At 66.0% G+C, this 24,211-nt stretch carries 26 protein-coding genes, 2 tRNA genes and 1 pseudogene; 12 read left to right on the plus strand and 17 right to left on the minus strand.

Annotated elements, in window-relative coordinates:
- Positions 1 to 4 precede the first annotated feature (4 nt).
- From BM118_RS33640 to BM118_RS33650, 3 genes are read right to left on the minus strand one after another with little or no spacing between them, the layout of a single operon-like run.
- Entirely contained in the window at positions 5 to 1,252 is a 1,248-nt protein-coding gene (locus tag BM118_RS33640; RefSeq protein ID WP_092191364.1) for a metal-dependent hydrolase family protein, read from the minus strand.
- Between the two features lie 12 nt (positions 1,253 to 1,264).
- Positions 1,265 to 1,768: a GAF domain-containing protein gene (locus tag BM118_RS33645; RefSeq protein WP_092191365.1), complete on the minus strand. Its 504-nt coding sequence runs from the start codon at positions 1,766 to 1,768 to the stop codon at positions 1,265 to 1,267.
- Positions 1,765 to 3,123 (minus strand): MFS transporter, encoded by a 1,359-nt coding sequence (locus BM118_RS33650; RefSeq protein WP_092191367.1) that lies wholly within the window; start codon positions 3,121 to 3,123, stop codon positions 1,765 to 1,767. The genes BM118_RS33645 and BM118_RS33650 overlap by 4 nt, the downstream gene beginning before the upstream one ends.
- A 174-nt stretch (positions 3,124 to 3,297) precedes the next feature.
- Here BM118_RS33650 and BM118_RS33655 point away from each other — a divergent pair, with 174 nt between their 5' ends.
- Positions 3,298 to 4,164 (plus strand): LysR family transcriptional regulator, encoded by an 867-nt coding sequence (locus BM118_RS33655; protein WP_349529720.1) that lies wholly within the window; start codon positions 3,298 to 3,300, stop codon positions 4,162 to 4,164.
- A 141-nt stretch (positions 4,165 to 4,305) separates the two neighbouring features.
- Positions 4,306 to 5,337: an LLM class flavin-dependent oxidoreductase gene (locus tag BM118_RS33660; protein WP_092191371.1), complete on the plus strand. Its 1,032-nt coding sequence runs from the start codon at positions 4,306 to 4,308 to the stop codon at positions 5,335 to 5,337.
- Positions 5,338 to 5,350: 13 nt separating this feature from the next.
- Here the strand turns inward: BM118_RS33660 and BM118_RS33665 are convergent, their stop codons facing one another.
- Together BM118_RS33665 and BM118_RS33670 are read right to left on the minus strand one after the other, a co-directional pair.
- Positions 5,351 to 5,593 (minus strand): GIY-YIG nuclease family protein, encoded by a 243-nt coding sequence (locus BM118_RS33665; RefSeq protein WP_092191611.1) that lies wholly within the window; start codon positions 5,591 to 5,593, stop codon positions 5,351 to 5,353.
- A gap of 94 nt (positions 5,594 to 5,687) precedes the next feature.
- Positions 5,688 to 5,773 (minus strand) — tRNA-Tyr (locus BM118_RS33670).
- Between the two features lie 207 nt (positions 5,774 to 5,980).
- Here BM118_RS33670 and rlmB point away from each other — a divergent pair.
- Positions 5,981 to 6,811, plus strand: coding sequence for a 23S rRNA (guanosine(2251)-2'-O)-methyltransferase RlmB (gene rlmB, locus BM118_RS33675; RefSeq protein WP_177234924.1), 831 nt, complete (start codon positions 5,981 to 5,983; stop codon positions 6,809 to 6,811).
- A 63-nt stretch (positions 6,812 to 6,874) separates the two neighbouring features.
- Here the strand turns inward: rlmB and BM118_RS33680 are convergent, their stop codons facing one another.
- Complete coding sequence (locus BM118_RS33680) at positions 6,875 to 7,384, minus strand: hypothetical protein (protein WP_092191375.1); 510 nt, start codon at positions 7,382 to 7,384, stop codon at positions 6,875 to 6,877.
- Between the two features lie 45 nt (positions 7,385 to 7,429).
- Entirely contained in the window at positions 7,430 to 7,915 is a 486-nt protein-coding gene (locus tag BM118_RS33685) for a hypothetical protein (protein ID WP_092191377.1), read from the minus strand.
- A gap of 306 nt (positions 7,916 to 8,221) precedes the next feature.
- Here BM118_RS33685 and BM118_RS33690 point away from each other — a divergent pair, with 306 nt between their 5' ends.
- Together BM118_RS33690 and BM118_RS33695 are read left to right on the plus strand one after the other, a co-directional pair.
- Positions 8,222 to 8,674 carry a hypothetical protein gene (locus tag BM118_RS33690; RefSeq protein WP_092191379.1) on the plus strand — a complete coding sequence of 151 codons (453 nt, stop codon included), beginning with the start codon at positions 8,222 to 8,224 and terminating at the stop codon, positions 8,672 to 8,674.
- A 172-nt stretch (positions 8,675 to 8,846) separates the two neighbouring features.
- Positions 8,847 to 8,921: transfer RNA gene (locus BM118_RS33695), tRNA-Thr, on the plus strand.
- Between the two features lie 19 nt (positions 8,922 to 8,940).
- Here the strand turns inward: BM118_RS33695 and BM118_RS33700 are convergent.
- The 4 genes and pseudogenes from BM118_RS33700 to BM118_RS33715 form a co-directional block, all read right to left on the minus strand.
- A complete protein-coding gene (locus tag BM118_RS33700) occupies positions 8,941 to 9,354 on the minus strand; it encodes a GFA family protein (RefSeq protein ID WP_092191380.1) in 414 nt (137 codons plus the stop codon).
- A 362-nt stretch (positions 9,355 to 9,716) separates the two neighbouring features.
- Positions 9,717 to 11,555, minus strand: a complete 1,839-nt coding sequence (locus BM118_RS33705; protein WP_177234925.1) for an outer membrane protein assembly factor BamB family protein — start codon at positions 11,553 to 11,555, stop codon at positions 9,717 to 9,719.
- Positions 11,556 to 11,657: 102 nt separating this feature from the next.
- Positions 11,658 to 12,371 (minus strand): class I SAM-dependent methyltransferase, encoded by a 714-nt coding sequence (locus BM118_RS33710; RefSeq protein ID WP_092191384.1) that lies wholly within the window; start codon positions 12,369 to 12,371, stop codon positions 11,658 to 11,660.
- 261 nt (positions 12,372 to 12,632) lie between these two features.
- Positions 12,633 to 12,929, minus strand: a pseudogene (locus BM118_RS33715) (methyl-accepting chemotaxis protein); the annotation flags it as partial.
- 304 nt (positions 12,930 to 13,233) lie between these two features.
- Between BM118_RS33715 and BM118_RS33725 the strand changes: the two are divergent.
- Both BM118_RS33725 and BM118_RS33730 read left to right on the plus strand, forming a co-directional pair.
- Positions 13,234 to 13,623 carry a hypothetical protein gene (locus tag BM118_RS33725; protein WP_092191388.1) on the plus strand — a complete coding sequence of 130 codons (390 nt, stop codon included), beginning with the start codon at positions 13,234 to 13,236 and terminating at the stop codon, positions 13,621 to 13,623.
- A gap of 308 nt (positions 13,624 to 13,931) precedes the next feature.
- A complete protein-coding gene (locus BM118_RS33730) occupies positions 13,932 to 14,186 on the plus strand; it encodes a hypothetical protein (protein ID WP_092191390.1) in 255 nt (84 codons plus the stop codon).
- A 26-nt stretch (positions 14,187 to 14,212) separates the two neighbouring features.
- On the opposite strand, the gene BM118_RS42695 is transcribed toward BM118_RS33730, so the two are convergent.
- The 4 genes from BM118_RS42695 to BM118_RS41895 all read right to left on the minus strand — a co-directional run bounded on the left by BM118_RS42695 (position 14,213) and on the right by BM118_RS41895 (position 16,675).
- On the minus strand, positions 14,213 to 14,455 hold the full coding sequence (locus BM118_RS42695; RefSeq protein WP_092191392.1) for a DUF6719 family protein: 243 nt from the start codon (positions 14,453 to 14,455) through the stop codon (positions 14,213 to 14,215).
- Positions 14,456 to 14,678: 223 nt separating this feature from the next.
- Positions 14,679 to 15,386 carry an outer membrane protein gene (locus BM118_RS33740; RefSeq protein ID WP_177234926.1) on the minus strand — a complete coding sequence of 236 codons (708 nt, stop codon included), beginning with the start codon at positions 15,384 to 15,386 and terminating at the stop codon, positions 14,679 to 14,681.
- 288 nt (positions 15,387 to 15,674) lie between these two features.
- Positions 15,675 to 16,109 carry a hypothetical protein gene (locus BM118_RS33745; RefSeq protein WP_177234927.1) on the minus strand — a complete coding sequence of 145 codons (435 nt, stop codon included), beginning with the start codon at positions 16,107 to 16,109 and terminating at the stop codon, positions 15,675 to 15,677.
- Positions 16,110 to 16,306: 197 nt separating this feature from the next.
- Positions 16,307 to 16,675 carry a His-rich protein BRANT gene (locus BM118_RS41895; protein ID WP_177234928.1) on the minus strand — a complete coding sequence of 123 codons (369 nt, stop codon included), beginning with the start codon at positions 16,673 to 16,675 and terminating at the stop codon, positions 16,307 to 16,309.
- A gap of 252 nt (positions 16,676 to 16,927) precedes the next feature.
- Here BM118_RS41895 and BM118_RS33755 point away from each other — a divergent pair, with 252 nt between their 5' ends.
- Together BM118_RS33755 and BM118_RS33760 are read left to right on the plus strand one after the other, a co-directional pair.
- The gene (locus tag BM118_RS33755; protein WP_092191398.1) at positions 16,928 to 17,470 is read left to right on the plus strand and encodes a tetratricopeptide repeat protein; all 543 of its coding nucleotides are present in this window, start codon (positions 16,928 to 16,930) and stop codon (positions 17,468 to 17,470) included.
- Positions 17,471 to 17,576: 106 nt separating this feature from the next.
- Entirely contained in the window at positions 17,577 to 18,962 is a 1,386-nt protein-coding gene (locus BM118_RS33760) for a serine hydrolase domain-containing protein (protein ID WP_092191400.1), read from the plus strand.
- On the opposite strand, the gene BM118_RS33765 is transcribed toward BM118_RS33760, so the two are convergent.
- A complete protein-coding gene (locus BM118_RS33765; RefSeq protein WP_092191402.1) occupies positions 18,952 to 20,520 on the minus strand; it encodes a S10 family peptidase in 1,569 nt (522 codons plus the stop codon). The genes BM118_RS33760 and BM118_RS33765 overlap by 11 nt on opposite strands.
- Before the next feature lie 248 nt (positions 20,521 to 20,768).
- Here BM118_RS33765 and BM118_RS33770 point away from each other — a divergent pair, with 248 nt between their 5' ends.
- From BM118_RS33770 to BM118_RS33780, 3 genes are all read left to right on the plus strand, one after another.
- The gene (locus BM118_RS33770; RefSeq protein WP_092191404.1) at positions 20,769 to 21,548 is read left to right on the plus strand and encodes an NAD kinase; all 780 of its coding nucleotides are present in this window, start codon (positions 20,769 to 20,771) and stop codon (positions 21,546 to 21,548) included.
- 109 nt (positions 21,549 to 21,657) lie between these two features.
- Positions 21,658 to 22,203, plus strand: coding sequence for a response regulator (locus BM118_RS33775; RefSeq protein ID WP_008549760.1), 546 nt, complete (start codon positions 21,658 to 21,660; stop codon positions 22,201 to 22,203).
- Between the two features lie 27 nt (positions 22,204 to 22,230).
- On the plus strand, positions 22,231 to 22,809 hold the full coding sequence (locus BM118_RS33780; protein ID WP_027549070.1) for an Hpt domain-containing protein: 579 nt from the start codon (positions 22,231 to 22,233) through the stop codon (positions 22,807 to 22,809).
- A gap of 135 nt (positions 22,810 to 22,944) precedes the next feature.
- Here BM118_RS33780 and BM118_RS33785 read toward each other — a convergent pair whose 3' ends face one another.
- Positions 22,945 to 24,120, minus strand: a complete 1,176-nt coding sequence (locus BM118_RS33785) for a DUF2336 domain-containing protein (RefSeq protein ID WP_092191406.1) — start codon at positions 24,118 to 24,120, stop codon at positions 22,945 to 22,947.
- Positions 24,121 to 24,211: the final 91 nt, after the last annotated feature.

The raw sequence follows: 24,211 nt of genomic DNA on the forward strand, positions 1-24,211 counted from the left end.
CGCTTTACGCGTTCAGCCGATCGAACTGAACCTTGCCTGCCTTCATCACCAGCGGAATGTGCTCGCCCTGGCCGAGCAGGCAGGCGACATCGCGCAGTGGGTTGCCGTCGACCACCAGCAGGTCCGCGAGAGCCTCGGGCGCAATCCGGCCGAGCTTGCCCTCCATGCCGAGCACCTCGGCACCGACCACCGTGGCGCTGGCGATAGCCGCGCGCGGGCCGAGAATCTCGGCGCGGATGCGGAATTCGTCGCTCTGGAGGCGCTGGGACGGCCCGAGCAAGTCGCTGCCAAACCCCATCTTCACGCCGGCATCGCGATAGATCGCGAGCGAACGCAGGCCGGCGTCGCGGACATCGGCGATCTTGGCGACGCTCTCCGGCGGCAGCCCATATTGGGCGCCCTCGTTGGCCAGCGCTTCGTAGGTGACCAGCGTCGGCACCACATAGGCGCCCTTCTCGGCCATCAGGCGCGCGGTCGGTTCATCCACGAGATTGCCATGCTCGATGGTGCGCACGCCGCAGCGAACCGCGCGCGCGATGGCGGCGGCGGTGTAGGCGTGGGCGAGCACATAGGTCTGGCGCCCGCGCGCCTCCTCGACGATGGCGCGGATCTCGTCCTCGGAGTAGCCGAAGGCGCCGACCGGATCGGTCGGCGAGGCAACGCCGCCGGACGCCATGATCTTGATCTGGTCGGCGCCCATCTGGAGCTCCTCGCGCGCCGCCCTGCGCACGCCGTCGACGCCGTCGGCGACGCGCGCCAGCGCGCCGACCCGCACGCAGCACGGACACGGCGCATCGCTCGCCAGATAATCCGAGCGCGCCCGCATGTCGCCGTGGCCGCCGGTCTGGCTCAGCGCCCGGCCCGAGACGAACAGCCGCGGGCCGTCGGTGAGGCCGGTCTCGATCGCCTGCTTCAGCGCATGGCCGGCGCCGCCGGCATCGCGGACCGTGGTGAAGCCACGCCGCAGCATGCTGCGCAAGAGCAGCGTCGAGCGCAACGTCACCAGCACATTCGGCATGTGCACCTGCTGCGCCAGATTGAGCTCGACCGCCACCGCATGCACATGCAGGTCGATCAGGCCTGGCATCAGCGTTTTGCCCTTCAGATCGATGGTCCGGTCGGCGGTGGCCTGGAGCGGCCGGTCCGAGACCTCCTTGATCAAATTGTCTTCGACCAGCACGTGATGTCCCTCCAGCAGGTCCGGCTGGAGCGGATCGAGCAGAGCGGCGTTCTTGAAGAGGATGCTGGGCATCGCGGCGTCCTGTCAGAAGTGGGCCGGCGCGAGCAGTGCCGGCAATGTGAGCTGGGCAAAGGGAAGGCACGCGGCGACATCGTCCTCGTCGTACCAGCCTGCCTCATGGAGCAGATTGAGCGAGCCGAGCGTACGCCCGCGCCAGCGCACGGGCATGTTGAGCACGCTCTCGCAGCCGAGCGAGGCGATCAGCTCGTGATCGGAGAACACCAGGCGCAGATCGTCCCGGGTGCGGCCGATATAGCCCTCACCGCGGTCGAGAACGGCCTCGGTCCACGGGCCCGGTGCCAGGCGCTTGCGTCCGCCGGTCGGATATGGGCCGGGGAGATTGGAATAGACTCGCGCCGCTTCACCGCTGTCGCCGTCATAGGTCAGGATCGTGAACAGCTTGTGCCCGATCGCCGACTTCGTGGCTTCGTCCAGTGCCGCGAACAGCGCATCCGGCTGATCGACCCTGCCCTGCGCCGCCGCGACGGCACAGAGCAGCGGATCGGCCTGGCGTTTGGTCCGCGTCATGCGACTTCACCCGCCGCAATCTCCTCCAGCGAACGGCCGCGCGTCGGCACGCCCATCAGCACGACGGTCACCGCCCCGAGCAGCAGCACGGTGGTGGTGACGCCGAACACGCCGGCGAAGCCGAAATTGGGATAGAGATAGCCGACCAGGATCGGCGAGACGATCGCGCCGATGCGGCCGATCGCGGAGGCAAGCCCGGCCCCGGTGGTCCTGACCGGCGTCGGGAACACCTCGGCCGTATAGGCATAGACGCCCGCATAGGTGCCGTTCATGAAGAAGGACAGGAAAATTCCCGCCGCCATGATCTGCTGGTCGCTCTGCGCGAAGGCGAGCCCGAGCGCGCTGGCGCCGCCGAGCACCATGTAGGTCGCAATCGTCGCCTGCCGGCCGATACGCTCGTTGAAATACGCGGCGCTGAAATAGCCCGGGATCTGAGCGCAATAGATCGCGATCGAATAGGCGAAGCTCTTGGTGATGCTCATGCCGTTCTGGACCAGCAGGCCGGGGATCCAGACAAAGAAGGAATAATAGCTGAAGGTGATCGCCAGCCACATGATCCAGGTCATGATGGTGATGCGCGCCTGCCGGCCGGCGAGGAGCGCGGCGAAATTGGCAAGCAGCGTTCCGGTCGCGCCCTGCGGCGCGACGGCTTCGACGACCGGCTGCGGCAGGACACGGCCCTCGCGCGCAAAGCCTGCCTCGATCCTGTCCAGCACGGCTTCGGCTTCCTTCTCCCTGCCCCGGCTTTCGAGCCAGCGCGGCGATTCCGGCAGTGACCTACGCCACCACAACAGCATGACGACCGGCACCGCCGTGATGACCAGCACGATGCGCCAGCCGTTCTCATAGGCGGGCACGATGAAGTAGCCGAGCAGCGCCGCGGCAACGAAGCCGAAGGAGAAGAAGCCGGCCAGCGCGCCGGTGAAGCTGCCGCGGTAGCGCCGCGCGACGAACTCCGCGAGATAGGGTGCGATGATCGCGCTCTCGGCGCCGGTGCCCATGCCGGCCACGACGCGCGCAGCGAAGAAGGACGGCCATGCATCGACCATCGCGCTCACGATGGATGCCGCGCAATAGAGCGCAAGCGCAGACATCATCACCGCGCGGCGGCCGATCAGGTCGCCCAGCGTGCCCGCCAGCAATGCGCCGAACAGGAAGCCGATATAGGTGCTGCTGCCGAGCACGCCGATCTGCACGCTCGACAGATTCCACGCGGTGCGCAGCACCGGCAGGATGAAGGCAAGCACCGCCGCGTCCATCGCGTCGAACGCGTAGCCGAGCCCGCCCATCAGCAGCAGATGCTTGTGGAAGCGCGCGAACGGAAGGCGCTCGATGCGCGCCGATATCATCGACATGAAAGTCCCCTCAGTCTGGCGGCCCGGCGCTCCGCGTGTCCCTCAGGGAACCATAGACAAGGAGACATTATCGTCATAATTTATAATTATGATCTATTATATCACCATTGTGAATATTGCGCCGTGTCGTTCAGATCGCTCGACCTCAATCTCCTGAAGGTCTTCGAGGCGCTGATGACCGAAGGCAGCGTCACGCGCGCGGCGAGCGCGCTGACGATGACGCAGCCCGCGGTCAGCAACGCGCTGGCGCGGCTGCGGGACGCGCTCGGCGACCCCCTGTTCGTGAGATCGGGCACCGGGATCCGCCCGACCCAGCGCGCCGTGGTGCTGTGGGAGCCGATCGGCGAGGCGCTGGAAAGCGTGCGCGGTGCGCTCGACGAGCAGGTGTTCGATCCCGGCCGCGCGCAGACCGAGTTCAGCCTGTCGATGTCGGACTACGTCTCCTCGCTCGTGATGCCGGACCTGCTCGGCCATCTCGGCAAGGTCGCGCCCAAAGCGCGCGTCCACACCGTCCCCAACACCATCCTGGAGATCGCCGACCAGCTCGAGGACAACAGGGTCGACTGCGTCATGAGCGTCTATGTCAACGAGGCGCAACAGCCGGCCGCCATTCGCTCGCGCTCGCTGTGGACCGTCGACTATGCCTGCTTCATGCGGCGCGGCCATCCGCTCGCAGGCATGAAGCGGCTCAGCACGCGCACTTTCCTCAACGCGGGACACGTCGATGTGAGCCTCGCGGGCAAGACCATGCCGTCCTACGACCTCTTCCTTGCCTCGCGCGGGCTGTCGCGCAACCTGGTCGCGACCGTCAATCACTACAGCGCCGCCTACGAGGTCGTGCGCCAGTCCGACCTCATTGCCGTGCTGCCGAGCGACCTGCGTTCGCAATCAAGGCATGCGCCGCTGCTGCACGCCATGCCGCTTCCGCTCAAGGCGCCGCCGCGCATCGTCAGCCTGTTCTGGCACCAGCGCAACGACACCGTGCCGGCGCAGCGCTGGCTGCGCGAGACCCTGGTCGAGATGTTCGCCAGATCCGATTGAGCCAGCCGGCGCGGTGAAAAACCGGAAACCATGCCTTTCCCGCAGCGGCATTGCCGAAGCGACCTCCGCGCCCTAGCTGCACAGCAAACAGTTTCCCTCCCACATGACGGGCGCCGCTCGCGCCCGATAGAGACCTGATAGATGACCGCACCGCTTCAATTCGGACTGGACACCTTTGGCGACGTCACCAGGGACGCTGACGGCGCCATGCTTTCCCATGCGCAGGTGATCCGCAACGTCGTCGACGAGGCGGTGCTGGCCGACGAGCTTGGCCTCGACTTCATCGGGCTTGGCGAGCATCACCGCGCCGACTTCGCGATCTCCTCGCCCGAGACCGTGCTCGCGGCGATCGCATCGCGCACCAGGCGCATCCATCTCGGCTCGGCCGTGACGGTGCTGAGCTCGGACGATCCGATCCGCGTCTTCCAGCGCTTTGCCACGCTCGATGCGCTCTCCAACGGGCGCGCCGAGGTGATCCTCGGCCGCGGCTCGTTCACCGAATCCTTTCCGCTGTTCGGCTTCGACCTGCGCGCCTACGAGGCGCTGTTCGAGGAGAAGCTCGATCTGTTCGCCGCGCTGCTGTCGCAGAAGCCCGTGACCTGGGAAGGCAAGCTGCGTCCGCCGCTCAGGGATCAGCTGGTCTATCCGCCGGTCGAGAACGGCACGCTGAAAACCTGGATCGGCGTCGGCGGCAGTCCGCAATCGGTGGTGCGCGCGGCGCATTACGACCTGCCCTTGATGCTTGCAATCATCGGCGGCGATCCTGCGCGCTTTGCGCCTTACGTCGATCTCTATCACCGCGCCTTCAGGGAATTCGGCCGCCCGGCACAGCCGATCGGCGTGCACTCGCCCGGCTATGTCGCGGAAACGGATGCGCAGGCACGCGAAGAGCTGTGGGGCGACTACAAGGCCATGCGCGACCGCATCGGCAAGGAACGCGGCTGGCCGCCAATGGGCCGCGACGAGTTCGTGAGCGAAGCCGAGCACGGCTCACTCTATGTCGGCTCGCCGGAAACGGTCGCGCGAAAGATCGCCGCGACCGCAAAGGCGCTTCGCATTTCGCGGTTTCAGTTGAAGTATTCGGCGGGCCCGCTGCCGCACGAGAAGCTGATGCGGAGCATCGAGCTTTATGGAAGCAAGGTGGTGCCGATGGTGCGGGAGATGCTGGGGTGAGGCGAAAGGCCGCTCACCAGAGTCTCTTCTTCGCAAAGGCGTGGCCCGAACCGGACTTCAAGTAGCGTTCGAAGGCTCTCGCCTTCTCGATGTCGGAGAAGGCAACATAGGTGACCAGCCTCCAAGGCATGAATTTGGAGGTATGCGGAGATTTGCCAGCGTTATGATCCGTCAGCCGCTTTTTGAGGTCCGTCGTCAAACCGATATAACGCTGACCCGCGAAAACTTCGCTCTCCAGAAGATAGACATAGTGCATGGAGCCGCCCTCCTTCGCCAAGGCTTCGGAGGGCATCCTGCTTCGCGCAGTGAAGGGCTGCAAATCCTGCGAAGCGCGTCAGCGCGAAGCAGGATGGTGGGGGAGGCAGGACTCGAACCTGCGAAGCCATGAGGCGGCTGATTTACAGTCAGCTCCCTTTGCCACTCGGGACACTCCCCCGCTCGACGGCAGCACAATCGGGCCGGACCTTGCCGGCGGACCGAAGACGGCCATGGAACGTGAAGGCCGCGACAGCCCGGATGGGGGCGCGACCGGGCGCGTTTATGGGCGATGCGGTGGGGCAAAGTCAACCGAGGCGAACAGCTAAAATCGTCACCTTGGGCGCCCAAATTGCCATATTCCGGGACCCGTGACACAAGCGAGCCCATGAAGGATCGAAAATTCACCCCGAGGGGGCCCCGCAGCGGGGCTAAGCCCTTCAACAGGCCCGGGAAATCGGCCGGCCGGCCGGCCTGGCGCGACCGTGATTCGGCATCCGACGGGCCGGTCATCCTCTATGGCTGGCACAGCGTCACCATGGCCTTGCAAAACCCGGCGCGGCGGATCCGCAAGCTGACGCTGACCGAGAACGCCGCAAGGCGCCTTGCGGACGAAAACATCGAGACCCGCGTCACGCCCGAGATCGTCCGGCCCCAGGAGATCGACCGGCTGCTGTCGCCCGACGCTGTCCACCAGGGCCTGCTCGCCGAGGCCGACGCCCTGCCCTCGCCCGACATCGAGACCTTGAAGCAGGAAGGCATGGTGCTGGTGCTCGACCAGATCACCGATCCGCACAATGTCGGCGCCATCCTGCGCTCCGCTGCGGCGTTTGCCGTGAAGGCGATCGTCACCACCGCGCGCCACAGCCCGGAAGCGACCGGCGTGCTGGCCAAGGCCGCCTCAGGCGCGCTGGAACTGGTACCGATGGTGACGGTGCAAAACCTCGCCCGCGCCCTCACCGCGCTGAACGAGCGCGGCTTCCAGACGGTTGGCCTCGACAGCGAAGGCAGCGAGGACCTCTCGGACGTCGCACTGCGCGAACCACTCGCACTGGTGCTCGGCGCCGAAGGCAAGGGCCTGCGGCAATTGACGCGCGAAACATGCAGCGTCGTGGCGCGGCTCGACATGCCCGGCGAGATCAAGAGCCTCAACGTGTCGAATGCCGCCGTGCTCTCGCTTTACGTCGGCGCAAGCCGCCTCGGATTGATGAAGCGCTAGCAAAACAAAACGCCCATCCGCATCGCGCGGACGGGCGCTTCTTCAACTCAACCAATCAAACGATCAGTAATAGCGGCGCAGCACGCGGTGGCCGCCGTAATACGGCGCGCGGTGCGCGTAGCCGTAGCGCGGACCGTAGCCGTAGTGCGTGCGCGGCAGATAGCCGTGCCGCGGGCCATAGCCGTAGCGATACGGACGGTAGTACGGGCGCTGATAGGCGGCGGCGGCACGATAGCCATAGCCGTTGCCGTAGCCATAACCACGGCCGTAGCCGTAGTTGGCGGGCGCGACGACCGCGTCCTCACGATAGGTCGGGTACGGCGCGAAGGCGCCGGGGCCGGTGTAGGTCGGGCCCTGGTTGACGTAGTAATACTGCGTGGTCGGCTCGGCGAGGTGCTCAAAGCCCCATCCGCCATAACCCGGGCCATAACCCCAGCTACCGCAACCCGTGTTGCAGCCGCTATAGACCGGCGCAACCGGCTGGCACGGATTGAAGCCGCAGGCCGCGGCCGGCGCGGCCCCGACGAACATCACGGCAGCCGCCGCGACCAGTCCCGAAATCATCTGACGCATTACTCTCTCCTGTTGATTTCCGTATCTCGGATTTTTTGTCGTTTCTTAACCCGGCGGCTTGCCGGGCACCTCGGCACGCGGCCGGGGCCGACGATGCTGCGGATTCACATTGATCTCCGGCGCCAGGATCACCGGCGGCGGATCGGCGGGCACATCCATCTGCGGCGGCAGCGGCGCCGATTGCGCGCCCCAGCTCTGGTGGTAGCTCTCGGCCGGCTTCGGCAATTTGCGGTTCGCTGGCGGCTCGACCTCGAGCCGGCCGTAGCCGGGCCGCAGGCCCAGTGTCGGATAATAATGGCCGACGTCGTCGGGCTGCCGCTCGGCGATATAGCGTCCGCCATAGATCGTCGGCTGCACCTGGACGTTCTTGCCCAGGCCCCAGACACCTTCGACGACGCTATAGGACGCGTCGATGCCATTGATGATGATCGGCACGCCGGGGCGGCCGGGCACGACGATATCGAAGCCGCCGCCGGCAAACGCCGTCGCGGGCAGTCCGATCAGAAAGGCTGCGAGCGCCAGAGCGCGCATGGTGGGGTCCCGGTTGTCTGGAACACAACCTAACCGATCACGGCGCACAGAGGGTTAAGGCCGGCTCCCCAAATGCCGGTAAGCCTAACGCGCAAGGATCGATAGCTGCTCAAATGCCGAAAGGCGCGCTAGCGAAGCGTTAACGCGGCGCAAACTCACCGCACGTGCCGGAGCGAGCAAGGTTGCGTGGCACAAATTTTACATCCTGGGCGGGCTCACGTCGATGTGACCCCGCCTGCGAGAATTCGCGGAACGACTGCCGGAGGTCGCACTTAGCACAGGTCTCAACAACATGGAGAAAATGCCATGACGAGCCTGAAGCTTCTTGGCTTGGCCGCAATCGTCGCGTCCACGCTGGCAACACCGGCCTTCGCGCAAGCCACGGCCGACAATTCGGGCCGCTGCACGGGGCTATTCCAGGATCCCAATTGCCAGAATCTCGGTCCCGGCAATTCCACCACCGACCGCGCCTATCGCCGCCGCCACATGGCCCGCAACCAAGTGAATCCAAATGATGGACGGCAATCCGGCTTCTGGCCACTCGATACGGCGGGCGCAGTGGCTGGCGCTGCCGTCGGAACTGCGGCAACGGTCGCCGCCGCGCCGTTCCAGGGCTGGGATAATTCCTACGCGAGCTACGACCGCAGCGGCCCCGGCTGGTACGGCAATTGGGACGCCTATGCAGCCCGCAACGGCATCGTCTGCAAGCCCGGCACCTGGGTCAAGGGCGAAGACGGCCGGCGGCACCTCTGCCAGTGAGGCTTCTTCCATCGGGCTGAACGGTTTCAGGCGGCCCAACGGGCCGCCTGTTTCATGCCGGCGAGACGCCGCCTTCGGGTTCTGGCACTTTCCACCCAAGTCTGATATTGCGACGCCCGAGCGGGCGGACAGCTCCGGCACATGCCGAGCCCTGCCCCGCATTTCCAGCGTCGCCGGCTTAGCTCAGCGGTAGAGCAGCGGTTTTGTAAACCGAAGGTCGGGGGTTCAATCCCCTCAGCCGGCACCAGCGCTCGACGCGGGCGCACTCAGCCCGAATTCTTCTGCGCGCTGCTCTGCCGGAAATGCTGGGCGCCGGTGATCTCCACCCAGACATGTTTCGATTGCTCGAAAACCGATCTGACCGGGGCGGGAAAATTCGGATCCGCGATAGCGCCGATGGCGACGCCGATCATTGCGGGCAAATTGTCCGCTTTCCAGTAGACCGTTGAACCGCAGTCGGGACAAAAATAGCTGCGGACCTTGCCGCCGCTTGCGGCTGTCCGGACGTATTCCTTCGACGTGCCTGCGATCGTGACGGCTTCTGTCGGATAGAAGGCACCGACACCGAACGGCGCGCCTGTCCGTCGCTGGCAGTCAATGCAATGGCAGGCAACGACGAGGCTTGATGGCCCCGGAAGCGACAGCGCAAGAGCGCCGCAATGACATCGGGCGTCGATCATCGAAATTCCTTCCTCCCTGGTCGGCTGACGGGTCCTGTAGCCCGGATGGGGCGGAGCGCAATCCGGGACGGCGTTTCCGCATACTGTCGTCGCGAAAAGATTCTGGATTGCTTCGCTACGCCCGCAATGACGGCGTTGAAGCAGTTGTACTCCTCTCCAACGTCGTCCTGGCGAAAGCCAGGACCCATTACCCCAGAGAGGGGTTTGGCGAAGATTGGTCGTTCGGGATCGGCACCACCCGCAATCGACAGACCTCGCGGTATGGGTCCTGGCGTTCGCCAGGACGACACCGAGACTGTGGCGCCGTGCTTCACTCTTGCAACGCCACCATTCCCAATCTCATGCAATCGTCGGTGAGTCCCTCACTCCTTCCCCACCTCGAACGCCAGCAGCACGTTGCCGGCGACGCCGCTCCACTGGCCGTAGCCGGAATTGGTATAGAGCATGCCGCCGGCGATGACCGGTCCGGGGCCGTCGATCGCGCCGCCATGGGCGGGGACGCCGTTCACGGCCGTATAGTCTCGGGCGGTATCGAACTCCCACAGCAGCTTGCCGTCGGCTGTGGCGTAGGCGCGCAGGAAGCCGCTGACGCCGCCGGAGAACACGACGCCGGGGATCAGGCTCACCGCCGCCGACAGCGCGGGGCTGCATTGGAGGCGATCGCCGCAGGCGACGGGAGACACTTCCATCGCAATTTTCCCGCTGGCGAGATCGAGGCCGAACAGGCCGCCACCTTGGGTGGAATCGAGCCGCCGCGTGCCATCGTGCAGGAAACGCACGTCGGAGTTCGCGACGTAGATGCGGTCCTGGTCGGCGGCCGAGCCCCATTCGCTGCCGCCGAGCGCACCGCCCTTGCCGACCCGCGTCTGCCACAGAATCTTGCCACCATCATCAGGGTCGAGCGCGTGCACGACGCCGGACTTCTGCGCGATGGCAAGAACACGCCTGCCGTCGCGCAGGGTCACGAGGATCGGCGACTGGCCGAAATCGTGATCGGGGCCGTGCTCGTCAGGACAATTGGTCCTGTCCGCGCCGTAGCACGCCACGATGAAGGCGTCCTTCGGGGTCGCCTGCTGCTTCCAGAGCAGCTTTCCGGTCGCAAGCTCGAACGCGAGGATCGCATCGGCGGTTGCGGCCGGCGGATTCGAGTAGGAATTGCTGGTCGCGACGTAGACGGCGTTGCGCTTCGGATCGATCGTCGGTGCCGACCACACCGCGGCGCCGGACGGGCCGAACAGCTGCGTGCCTCTCGTATTCTTGCTGGTCGGATGCGGCACTTCCGGGATCGTGTAGGCCTGCCACACCGGCTTGCCGGTCACAGCCTCCAGCGCCACCACGCTGCCGCGGAAAGTGCAGCATTCGTAACTGGCTTGTGAGCCGGCGGCCTCCTCGAGCGAGGACACCGGCACGTACAGCACGCCGGAATGCAGCGTCGGCGCGCCGGTGATGCGCGCGGCCGGATGCTCCTCGACCTTCGTTTTCCAGATCAGCGCGCCGGTCAGCGCGTTCACGGCATAGGCATTGGCGCGCAAGTCACCGAAGAAGATCGCGAACTGATCGGTGCCGGGAAGCGGCGCGAAGCTGATCGCGGCGCGCACCGCGGCATCGGTCGGCAACGTCCACAGCGTGCAGCCGCTTCGCGCGTCGAGCGCGTGCACCTTGCGGTCGGTGCCGCCGATGAACAGCATGCCGCCGACGATCGTCGGCGGCGCAAAAGACACCGAGGCGCCGGGAAAGGCGTAAGCCCATTTCAGCCGCAGGCGCGGCACCTCTTCCGCGGTCAGCCCCGCCATGTCGGCCGGCTGGAAGCGGCTGTTGCCAGCGTCAACGCCCCACCCGTTCCAGCGTGGACCGTCGAGCGGTTGTGGAAAGGCACTGACCTGCTGCGTGCAGCGCCCCTGCGCGTCGATCGCAGCGTCGCCCGCCGCAGTCTTGCCGGTGACGAAGGCAGCAATCGCGCGGCGTTCCTCGTCGCTGCGCTCCTTCGCCATCGCCGCCATGCTGCCGGAGGTCAGTGTCCCCAGCACATGATCGAACGACATTCCCTGCATGGCGCTGCGGCCCGGCACACGGCTTTGGGCATCGCCGCCATCGTGACATTGCGCACAGTGGCTTGCGTAGAGCGCAGCGCCCTCCTGCTGCGCCAGCGCCGGCGCGCAGCACCAGATCAGCATGGCGACGACCACTGCACCCGGTCTCATGGCGTGCTCCGGCACCGTCACCGCGACGCGAGACGGCTTCATGCAATCCAAAATGTAACGCGATGGCAATCACGGAGGCAATGGACGTTCCGCCTGCGTCCGTCACATCCCCGTGGCAATGCGGACGCGATCGGGCAATTCATCCAGCCGCCAGAGCCCGAGGCTCTTGTCGCGCCAGCCACCGCCGCCCTCCTCGCAGCGCTCGTTGATCAGTTCGCGCGGCGCCGGCCAGTTGAACGGCGCCGTCTCCATGTTCAGCGCGCGCCAGTCGCCGTCCTCGCAGTCGCGATTTGCATCCCATTCGGGAAACGTCGTGACCATCAGGAAGCGCGCGCCGCTCGCACGAAAGTTCGTGACGGCGCGAACGATGTTGTCGAAGCTCAAATGAACCAGGCAGTCGCGGCACAGGATCAAGTCGGCAGCCGGCAGCGCATCGCGCGTGATGTCCGCAGCGCGGAAGCGGCCGGCCAGTTCACCTCGTGCCGCGCGCTCGCTATTGGCCTCGATCAGCGACGGCACGATATCGATGCCGGTGTAGTCGAGATCGAGCTTCATGCGGCCGATCCAGCCCGCATCGCCGCAGGGCGCATCGAGCAGCGAGCGCGCACCGAGCCGTTGCAGCAGTGCAGGAAGCGCGTCCCGGATCGCGGCCGTGGCGGGATCCTCCGAGCCGAGGCCCGAGACCGAGGTGGCCGCGCCCCACAGGTTGGTCCGCTCGATCCGCTCGAACCGCGCGGCGAGATCGAGGCCCGCGAAATTCTCGCGGTCGGCAACGAAGCGTTCGTGAGCGAGCACGGGCGGACGATTGGGGATCATATGGTGAGCCGCGAGTTGGACTTCCGTCACGGGCACACTGTACAGGCAGAGGGTCTTGGCCGAAACTATCCGCAAGCGAGCCCGCTCGCGTCAACCATCTGGTGTCTGACCGATGCGCTCCACCACGGCCAAAGAGAAGGCCAAAATGGTCGCCGGTGCAGCTACGGCCGTCATCATGACGGCCGTGCTGTTCGTCATCGTGCTTGCATTTCTGCTGCCACAATAGGCGCTATCGGCGCGGCGGACGGCCGCCGCGCGGGCTTAGGCGGCGCGCACCGTCCGGAGGAATTTTCCGACTTCGTCCTTCAGCCGGTTGCTGTCGGTCGCCAGCATCTTTGCGGTCGAGAGCACCTGCGAGGAGGCCGAGCCGGTTTCGGCCGCGCCGCGCTGCACGTCGGTGATGTTCGAGGAGACCTGCTGGGTGCCGTGGGCGGCCTGCTGCACGTTGCGCGAGATCTCCTGGGTCGCGGCGCCCTGCTCCTCGACGGCCGCGGCAATGGTCGACGACACTTCCGAGAGCCGCTCGATCGTCGCGGAGATGTCGCGGATCGCATTCACAACCCGCGCGAGCGATAGCGCTCACCTCGGGGATGTGCCCTTCGGAGATGTGCCCTCGCCCTCCCCGGGGCGGCCATGGGCACGCGCCAATTCCTCGACGAACGCAATCACCTCCGCCCGCTTGTCGGGCGGCAGCGACAGGAACGCGCGAACCAGCCTCAAGCCCTCGGCTTCATCCGACTGTTCTTTCCCGGCATCCATGCGCCCACTGTCGGGCTACCGGGAAAAATATGCAATCCCTTGCAGGATACCTTCTTGATTCGTCCCTCGAGCTTTGGTGGAGTACCCCTAACGGGGGTGGCCCATGAAGTGGATCATTGAGCGCGACGCCCTGATCGCGCAGACACTGGCCTTCGTGCAGTCGGTAACCGGCAGGAAGGATGACCTCCATCCGCCGGAAAGCCAGCCTGCTGCGTTCGCGGTGACCACGGAGATCGTGACCGTGCAGGCTGTTGCGATCGAAACCGACCTGCCACCGGCCGTATCTCCGCCCGCGCCCCAGGCTCGGCCCGTCCAGGTCCCGCCGCCCCGCACGGGTGGCGATTTCCGCACCGAGATGGAGGCCAGAATCGCGAATTTCCGCAAGCATCAGGAGCGGTTCGAGCGCGAGCGCGAGGAATATTGCGCGGCGACCCTGACAAAAGTCCGCGCCGCCATCCGCGACGCCGCCCCTCCTCCACCGGCCGCCAAGTAGGGCAGGCAGGAAGGCCGTCAGGGACCTACAGCCAGGACCAAACCAGCCAGAGATTGGCTGCGCAGGCGCCGAGCAGCGCCACCGTCAGCGGCAGGAGCATGTGCCCGCAGGAGGTTTTCAGGTCGCTCGTCATGGCCGAAAACATCCGCTGATTCCGGCCGGAGAGTCCCAGGGATTCTTTTTTTGGGGATTCAGGACTCGTTTACGACTCAAGCACCCCGGGCGCCCCGATCACGCGCCCGTGATTACCCGTCGGCCGGAACCCCTCGCCGGTGAAGTCGTTAACGCGCTTTCCAGGAGCGGGAAGAATGCCCTACGCCTTGTTCTGCCACGACGCCCAGATCAGCAAGGCCTATCCTGATGAGTCCGACGTCTGGAAATTGGCGCAGCGGAGCGGCCTCGTCGTGGATGTCAGCGCCGACGACGAGCGTGCCGGGCCGCGCCGGGTGCTCGACAACGACTACGAGATCAAGCCCTGCCGGGCAGCGCAGGGCGAGGATCCCGCCACGAACAAGGCCGAGGCCGAGCGCCAGTCCAGGATTGAGCTTCAGCTGAATTCGTGAGGTCGGGCCGGAAGCAGCCGGAGGGTTCAGGGCGTCGCGGTCGCCAGCGAAGCCTGCTCGCCCGCCAGCGCCACGCAGGCCTTGCGGCGGTGCAGCCCGCGGATCGCGCCGGTGACCTTCAACACCTTGCCGGAGGGACAGGAGGCGTCCTTGACGAAGGCCACCTCATAGGGTGCCAGCATCAGAGGCTCGGATTTGAGGATTGTTTGAGCAGAGCACGGCACGGCGACCAAGCACGAGAGCACTGCTGCCGACACCAAGATACGCATGACCGTCGTCCCACCAGCCCGGTAATTCCCATATAACGCGTTCCGGAGCGCGAGTTCCGTAAGCGGCAAAAATTATTTTTGCTTTACGCCGGCCCCATGACACGCGTGAGAAGGCGCGCGCCGGAATGTTTGCTTGCAAATGACGCGCCAGATGGTTCACGCAAAGCAAACGAAAGGCCGGCGCGAGCCGGCCTTTGTCAGATCTGGGATTGCTGCTGGCGGGTCAGTAGCGCGAGGCTGACGGACCGCCCCAGCCGAAGCGGTAGTTCACACCGACCTTGACGGTATGCTCGTCCTCCCGGCCGCGGACGCCGACGATGTCGGCCGGCCCGGAGGTGAACGTGGTGCTGCCGAAATTGTAGTACTGGTACTCGGCCTTGGCCGACCAGCTCGGCGCGAACATGTATTCGAGGCCGGCGCCGACGGTGTAGCCGTCCTTGTTGTTGCCGGTGGCGGTGAAGGTCTGCGGCACGCCGGCGACATTGACGCCAAGGCCGCCATTACGCCAGGCGTAACCACCCTTGGCGTAGAGCAGCGTCGGACCCCAGGTGTAGCCGATCCGGCCAGTCACCGACCCGAGCTGGTCGGTATTGGACGTCACCTGCGTTCCCAGCGGGAACGTGACACCGTTGTTGTTGGTCGGCAGCCAGGAATACTGGGCCTCGACACCCACGACCCAATTGGGCGCGAACTGGTAGTCGAAGCCACCCTGCACGCCGCCCAGGAAGCGGGCGTCGCTCGACTGGAAGCTGCTGTCGCCGGCGAACGCGCCGCCGACATGGCCGCCGATGTAGAAACCGGTCCAGTTGTAGATCACCTGCGGCGGCGTATAGGCCGGTGCCTTGGTGTAGGTGCGCGGCTGCATGTCGGCCGCTGCGGCCGGCGCGGCCAGCGCAAGCAGAGCGACTGCGCCCAGCAAGATCGTTTTCATGTCCATCCCCGTTCTTTCAAGATCGACCCTCAGCAAACAACGTGGCGTGAATTTGGTTGCTTGGCGGCGATGCCGGAACGTTGATCATTCGTCGCTGTGACGGGGTGGCAACATCGCGATTTTGTTCCGTCACGTTGCCTTGCACCGACTGTTTCTGCCGCCTGCGCAAGACTGGCTGTAACGATCTGTCGCAAGGCGAACCTGCCCCGTTCAAAGCTCGCCAAAATGTGATCCAGCGGCTCCCGGCGGCTTCAGTGCTACCACCAGCCGATGAAGGCGGGCTTTGCGCTACCGCGTCATCTTTTCCAGTTCCGGAAAGGGTGCGTAAACCGCGCCAGTACAGAACTCGCTGGCGCGATCGAGGACGCGGTCGGCCCGTCCATTGACGAAAACGACGGCACGCTCGCGCATGACCTTGTAGCTGCCGTCGGTCTCGCGGGGCGTGAAGCGCAGGCAGCTCACGTAGAACTGTCGGCCGCCGACCTCGCGCAGCTCCGGCTCGGCCATGCCGGCCTCGCGCACGCCGACCGGATTGTTCAGATAGGCGCGCATCAGAGCGAGCGTGTCACCGCGGAAATTGTCGGGAAAAGGCTGAGGACCTCCCGCCTGGCTCCCAGCCATCAGGGTCGGACGGTCACCGTCGCTGCCGAAACACGCCGCGAGCGCCAGCGGCAATGCCAGGATCAATAGCAGCCTCACCGCACGTTTCGCCAATCGCCCCACAGGTCACGCTCTCCACTCGCTCAGATCAGGGAGATGTTCTAGCCCCAAGGTTGCGCGAAGGGAATTCGCTTGCAGACGCACCGGCCCGCCGCCGACGCCTCGCACTTTCGCGCAAGGCGCCGGGACGACGGGACGGGCCTGGATTCCGCACGCGGCAGCAGGGCAATGCCAGGGATGCCGCCGCGCGGGATCAGTCGTTAGCTGCGCTTGTCGACCGTCGCCGGCTTGGTCACGTCAGGCTGCGCCTTCAGGGACTTCTTCGCCGACAGATGCTTGTGGTGATGGCGATGCGTGCGCACGGTCTTGTGCTCGTCGGGCGTGACCGCAGCATTCGCATTCATCGCCTTCGACTTGGCGTCGACCTTGGCGTCCGCCTTGACGCCGGCGGCCTTGGTGTCGGCCTTGACGCCGGCGTCCGGTTTCGCGGCGGTGTTCGAGGTCTTGGTCTGGCTCTGGTCCGCCTTGATCACCGGCGCGGTCGTGGTGGTCTTGCCGGCCTCGGCCGCGAAGGCCGGGGCTGCGATCACGGAAGCTGCGAGCAAGGCTGCGGAAATGGTCTTCAACATGGTTGGTCTCCTCTTGGAAGGATCTTGAGGCGGGCGCCCTCTCGCCAACCCTTCGATCGTAGGTGGGAGCCTAGGCCTCGCGCGCTGAACCCAGTCTGAAGCCGGTTGCAGGCTTCCGTTCATCTGGATGACAAGTTTGTCATCTGCGGCAGGGCGAATGGACCGGGGCGGCGGGGAATGTTTTTGCCCGGCGGGTGTTCCGGTCTTCAGGCAATCGTGTAGGATCGCCGCGCTTCATACGGGAGAACTTAGATGCGCAAACTCTCAATGCTTCTGCTGCCGGGACTCGTTTCGATGACGCTCGCAGCCGGGCCGGTGCTGACCAGCGCCTATGCCGCGGGCGGAGACGATCCCTCGTCGCCGCCGAAGTCGGACACGTCGACCAAGAAGGGCAAGAAGAAGAGCTCCTCCGTCAGCGATCCGAAATTCCTTGCTGCCTATCGCACCGCCTACACCACGATCTACGACAACCATAACTACACGGGCGCGATCGATCAGTTGAAGTCGCTCAAGCGCGACGACGTCGCCGACGTCGCCAATCTGATCGGCTATTCCTATCGCAAGCTCGGCGACTACCAGTCGTCCAAGGTCTATTACGAGTTGGCGCTGAAGGACGATCCGAACCACGTCCGCACCTGGCAGTATTACGGCCTCTGGCAGCTCGAGCAGGGCAACCGCGAGCAGGCGCAGTATCATTTGAACAAGATCGCCTCGCTCGCCGGCACCGGCAGCTCCGAATATCGCTCGCTGGCCGCGGCGCTCGACAAGCCGACCGGCGCGACGCTCGTCTACTAAGCCATCTCGTTTCCGAACGACGCGAACCGGCACAACCTCGGGGTTGTGCCGGTTCTGCTTTCTCGGCTAGCCTCGCGCACCAATCCCCCTCGCAAATCGGTGCGCAATGGACAGTTGGCTGCGATCCGCGATCGACTACATCGGCTCCTGGGTCGAATTCCAACAGACGACAGTCCAACAGCCGGGCGTCATCATCGCCTTCGCCCATCGCGGCGAGGTCGTCGCCGAGCACGCATTTGGCCTTGCCAATCTCGACACCGGCGAGAAGCTCACCCCGCGCCACCGCTTCCGCATCGCCTCGCACTCGAAGAGCTTCACCTCCGCCGGCATCATGAAGCTGCGCGAGCAGCGCAAGATCCGGCTCGACGACACGGTCGGCCAATATGTCGCCGGCCTGCATCCGCGCGTCGCCGAGACGACCATTGCGCAGGTGCTCTCGCACAGCGCGGGGCTGACGCGCGACGGCGCCGATTCCGGCCAGTTCATCGACAGCCGCCCCTATCTCAACGCCAGGGAGCTGCTCGCGGAGCTGAAGCTGCCGACCGCGATCGAGCCCGGCACGCGCTTCAAATATTCCAACCATGGCTTTGGCCTGATTGGTCTCGTGATCGAAGCGATAACGAAAGAGCCCTACCCGGTCTGGATCAGGCGCGAGATCATCGAACCCGCGGGCCTGCGCGAGACCGAGCCAAACGTACCGCTTCCCAAGGGGGCGCTGTTCGCGCGCGGCCATACCCGAAAGCTGCCGTTCGGCGAGCGATGCGTGATCCCCGGCGACAATCCCGCCCACGCGATGGCGTCGGCCGCGGGCTTCGTCGCCACCGCCGGCGACACCGCCCGCTTCTTCGCGCAGCTTGCACCCAACGCAAGAAAGAGCGCGCTGTCGGTCGCGAGCCGCCGCGAGATGACGCGGCACCATTGGCGCATCCCGCAGAGTTTCGAGGGCTATTACGGCCTCGGCGTCAACGCCGGCAAGACCGACGGCTGGGACTGGTTCGGCCATGGCGGCGGCTTCCAGGGCTACATTTCCCGGACCTGCTCCATCCCCGCTTGCGAGCTCGCGATCAGCATCCTCAGCAATTCCATCGACGGCGCGGCGCCATTCTGGATGGACGGCGCGATGCAGATCCTGCGCGTCTTCAAGACCCGCGGCGCGCCCGACCGGCGCCTGCGCGACTGGACCGGCCGCTGGTGGACGATGTGGGGCGCAACTGACCTCGTGCCGATGGGCAACCGCGTGCTGATCGCCAATCCGCAGTTCAACAATCCGTTCATGGATGCCGCCGAGATCGAGGTCACCGGCCGCGATGCCGGCAAGCTCTCCTGGGCCGCCGGCTATTCCAGCCACGGCGAGCCGGTACGCCGCGTCCGCGACAAGCGCGGCAAGGTCAGCGACATCTGGATCGCCGGTGCCAACGTCAAGCCTGCGAGCGTCGTGGCGCGCGAGATCGCGCGGAGATATCCCCCGCGCAAACGCCGGCCTACTCCCTGATCAACCGCTCGACCTCGCTGCGAAACGCCTGCCGCGAGCCATCGCGCGAATAGAACATGTGGCCGCCGGGATAGACGGCGAATTTCACCCGCTGCGTCGCGAAGGCCGGCAACTGGTCGAGCACCCGCTTCGTTCCGAAATAGGGCGTGGCGAGATCGAACAGGCCGTGTGCGACCAGGACGTTCAGCTTCGCATCTGTCGCGAGGATCTGGCGCAGCTCGGACACTGACTGCGGCGGGTTGATGCCGCGGCCAAAATCCCAGTGGCCCTCGACGGCGCCGTTGAGGACTTCATAGGAGCCGTCGGGCCGCCAGTTGAGCTTGCGGGTCAACACGTCGACCGCGGCGCTGGTGAGCGGCGCCTGGAGCGCGTCGCCCGAGGGATCGCCGAAACGAGAATTGCCCGAATCCGGATAGGGATCGAAGCCGCGCACGGAGGCATCGTAGCGTCCCGTCACCTTGCCGTTCTTGCGGTCGAGCTCGCGGCGGAATTCGCCGACGTCGAAACGGCCGGCGAGCCTGCGGCTCACCACCTGGTCGATGCCGGTGAGCTCGGCGACCTTGTCGGCCAGGCGATTGGTGGCCTCCTTGTCGGCTTCGCCCTTGACGAGGTCGGCCAGGAATTCGCCGCGCGCGTAAGCCTCGACGTCGGCGAGATCGGCGCGCTTGACCGGCCCTTTGGCCTCGCGCGCCACCGCCACATAGCTCGGCAGCGTCGCGACATATTGCAGGAGGCTGGTGCCGGTGAACTCGCGGAAGTCGAGCAGCGGCGACACCAGGATCAATCCCCTGACGCCGACGCCGTGCTGGATCTGCAACTGGCGCACGACCTTCGGCCCGCGGATGCCGCCATAACTCTCGCCTGCAACGTATTTCGGCGAGACCAGCCGGTCGTGCTTCTCGAGCCAGCGGCGGATCACCAGCGCGATCGCGTTGACGTCACCGTCGACGGAGTAGAAGGATTTTCGCGCGTCCTCGCCGGTCGCAACGAACCGGCTGTAGCCGGTGCTGACGGGATCGACGAAGACGAGATCGGTGAAATCAAGCCAGGTCTCCGCGTTCGGCTTCACCTCGGGCGAGGCCGACGGCGAGAGGGCTTCGCCATCGAGCGGCAGCCGCCACGGGCCCGCAGCGCCGAACTGGAGCCATGCCGAGGACGCGCCGGGTCCGCCGTTGAACAGGAACGTCACGGGGCGCGTGGCCCGGTCGGCACCTTCGAGTTCGTAGGACGAGTAGGCGATGTCGGCCAGCGGCTCGCCCTTGCCATCGAACACGCGGATCGAGCCGGCGGTTGCGGCGAAGTTGAGCGTGCGGCCGGGCAGATCGAGCGTCTGCTTCGTGATCGAATCCGACGGGAGACGGTGCGGCTCGGCGGCTGACGGTGAATTCTGCGGCGCGCTCTGCGCGCCACTGCCACGCCCGCCCTTCTGTCCGGTTGGGGCCGCCGCCTCGGCGCGCGGCTGCGGCGGATCGTCTGCGCGGGCAAATCCCGCGAGCGCGACCGCGGAGACCGCCAGCACCAGCACCGCACGGCGTACCTCCCGCAAACCCGTGATCATGATCGTTCTCCCTATCCGGCCGTGAGAGCCGGTGAGGCCGATAGGCTAGCGCGGAATTGCGACGGTTTGGGGGATCATGGGTCCGACGCCGCCCAAAGAGGCCGATCGGGCTGGAAATACCCCGGATTCGTCCCGGACCCGCCGGCCGCCCGTTTGCCTTGAAGGGCGGTCATCCTCGACAATGCGGGTCCGGGTGTATAGACGAGCCCGGCGGAACTTTCTCGAGCCAGCGGCCCTGCCCGGAAGCCATGACCAAGCCAGCGCGCTACGACCGGATCGCCTTCGTCGCCAGCCTGAGCAGCGAGGCGCAGACCGCCTTCGGCCAGCTCACCAGGGACTATGGCAATAGCGACCCGAACGAGGCCGACGTCGTGGTCGCGCTCGGCGGCGACGGGCTGATGCTCCAGACGCTGCATCAGCACATGCACACGGGAAAGCCGATCTACGGCATGCACCGCGGCACGGTCGGCTTCCTGATGAACGAATACTCGACGCACGATCTGCGCGCGCGGCTCGAGGCGGCACATGAGTCCGAGATCAATCCGCTGCTGATGCGCGCGACCGACGTCAACGACCGCGTCCACCTGCACCACGCCATCAACGAGGTCGCCCTGTTCCGTCAGACCTACCAGGCGGCGCGCCTGCGGATCCTGATCGACGAGCGCGAGCGCATGCCCGAGCTGATCGCCGACGGCATCATGGTGGCGACGCCGGCGGGCTCGACCGCCTACAACCTGTCCGCCCAGGGACCGATCCTGCCGATCAACGCCGCGTTGCTGGCGCTGACCCCGATCAGCGCCTTCCGCCCCCGCCGCTGGCGCGGCGCGCTGCTGCCCAACACGGCCTATGTCGTCATCGAGGTGCTGGAGGGCGACAAGCGCCCCGTCGCCGCGGTCGCCGACCACGACGAGGTGCGCGACGTCCGCCGCGTCGAGGTGCTGTCCGACAAGACCATTTCGATGCGCATGCTGTTCGACCCCGGCCACAGCCTGGAAGAGCGCATCTTGCGCGAGCAGTTCGGGTACTGAGCCCCCTGCCCGGCGCCTTGGCCGGCGCTTTGGGACGCCCGGTCGCAACCCTTCGTTAACCCCCGCCACGATATGGTTAACGAAGGTTGACCGCTCTGGCCCAGGCGTCATGTTCCGCATCGATTTCAACAAGCTGCGCTTCCTCGTCTGCGACGACAATCCGCACATGCGCCGCATCCTGCGGACGCTGCTGCATTCCTTCGGCGCGCGCGAGGTGTACGAGGCCGAGGACGGCGCCACGGCGCTGGAAATGTACAGCCATTACGTGCCCGACATCGTCATCACCGACTGGGCGATGCCGATCTTCGACGGGCTCGAGCTCGCGCAGATGATCCGGCAGCCGGAATCCAAGGGCAATCCTTACGCGCCGATCATCATGCTGACCGGCCATTCCGAGAAGCGCCGCGTCACGGTCGCGCGCGATGCCGGCGTCACCGAATTCCTGGCCAAGCCGATCTCGGCCAAGGGCCTCTATCAGCGCATCCTCAACGTGGTCGCCAATCCCCGGCCCTTCATCAAGACCAAGACCTATTTCGGTCCGGACCGGCGCCGCAACACCAATTCCGCCTATATGGGCCCCGAGCGCCGCGTCGGCGAAAAGCACGAGGTGCTCCAGCAGCCCTCGCTGCTCGACAAGGCCCGCTCCTCCATCTAGCGCAACGTCTCACGCGAGGCAGGTATCATGGCGAAGAACAGCGCAAAGGACATCGAGGTCACGGCCTTCGCCACGCATCAAATCATCACGCAGCCCAATCCGCTGCGCAAGGTTCTGCGCCGTGTCGAAGACAAGGACATGGACGATCCGGTGAGCCGCGCCGAGCAGGCGCTCGCCGGCCTCGCCGGCGAGTTCAAGGACTGGATGACGACCGAGGTCAACCGCCTGTCCGCCGCCTACGTCGCCATCCGCAATGACGGCTTCACCAAGGACAGGCGCGACGAGCTGTTCCGCGCCGCGCACGACATCAAGGGCGACGCTGCGACATTCGGCTATCCGGCCGCGGCGGGAATCGCCGAGAGCCTGTGCCGCGTCATCGAGCACGCGCCCGATCTCGAACGGGTGCCGGCCGAACTGTTCACGCACCACATCAACGCCATCCTGGCCATCGTGCACGAGAACACCAAGCTCGACAGCATCAGCGTCTCCGCCGAGCTCAGCCGGCGCCTGCGCAAGGTCGCCGACGACTACCTCGCCGACGTCAACCGCGACCGCCCCGAGCATCTCGAGGTGATCCTGGCGCCGAGCATCGTGCCGGCGGAGTGAGGGCCTCTCTCCTCCAGTCATTGCGAGCGCAGCGAAGCAATCCAGACTGTTCCCGCGGAGGGATTCTGGATTGCTTCGCTGCGCTCGCAATGACGGAGTTTGTGTCTTCCGGCTCGCCTCATCGCGGGCTTTGAATTACGCCGCGATCAGATCGTCATAAATCGGATCGACCGTGTCGTCCGCGACCAGCTCGTCGCAGAACAGCCTTGCCTCTTCGCGCGCGGACTCGGTGGCGAAGCGGCGGAGCAGGACCATCAGCGGCTCGGTGGCACCACGGTCGGTCTCGCAATGGGTGAGCACGCGCTCGACCATGCGCCGGCGCAGCCGCACCGCCCCGTCGTCGCTATCGACGAAGCCCTGCTCGTGGCAGGCATCGAGCGCCACCTGGAACGCAGCAAACGTCGCCTCGGGAAGGCCGGCGCGGCGCAGCAGCGCGTGCAGGCTGTTGCCGCCGCGGTCGTGCAGCAGCGCGGTGACGCGCGCCAGCGGCAGATCGGCGAGTTCAGCCAGCGCTGCGTCGAACAGATCGAGATTGCTGGACAACAATGCGCGCAGGATCAGGCCCGCGGTCAGCTGGCCGGTGACGCGCAGGTGATGAACGAGCCCCATCATGTCCTCGCCGCGCGAGCGCGCCGCGATGTTCATGGTGGAGCGGTCGCGCGCCTCGATGGTGATCCGGTCGGCGCGATCGGCACTCAGCCAGTTCCGTGCCACGACGAATTGCGCCAGCGTCTCCGAGAGCTTGGCCACCAGCGCCGCACGCGTAGCGGCCGGCAGATCCTCCAGCACCAGCATCGCTTCGCGGATCGCGGCGAGATGGCCGTGACGCTCGACGATACGGTTCCAGGAGAACGGCGCGAGCTCGGCATGGGGATTTTCGATCAGCTCGAGCGCTGCCGCTGCGCAGCCGACTTCGGCGATGGCGGCGCAGACCGACACCGGCAGCGCGATGCGGCGCGCGACCGCGCACTGCACCTCGTCATTGCCGGTCGCGACGATGTCGACGAGATCGGCATCGATCAGCAGCGGAGAATGTTCGAGCACGGGCAGCGCGACGGTCGGCTGGTCCGCCGACAGCGCCCGCACGATCGCCGCCGGGGCATCCGTGCTGCGCGCAAAGGCCTCGGCCATCGCCTGCCGCACCAGCGGCGAGGGATCGTCAAGCAGCATCAGCAGCGCGCCTTCGGCGGCGACGCGGTCGTCTGCAGAAAGGTCTGAGATCAGCCAGGCCCGGGCCAATGCCCGTGTTGCCTCGGCCCGCTCGCCGGCGGACGCCGTCCTGATCCAATTGATGAACTGCCGAACAATCATGGTGCTTCCGGCTTACGCAACGAAGACGAAGCGGTGACGGCTTGTCACCTGCAACACAAAATAAACCACGACGCTTAACAAAGCGTTCACC

Origin of the sequence: Bradyrhizobium sp. cf659 (assembly GCF_900113725.1) — a bacterium.
Classification (GTDB): domain Bacteria; phylum Pseudomonadota; class Alphaproteobacteria; order Rhizobiales; family Xanthobacteraceae; genus Bradyrhizobium.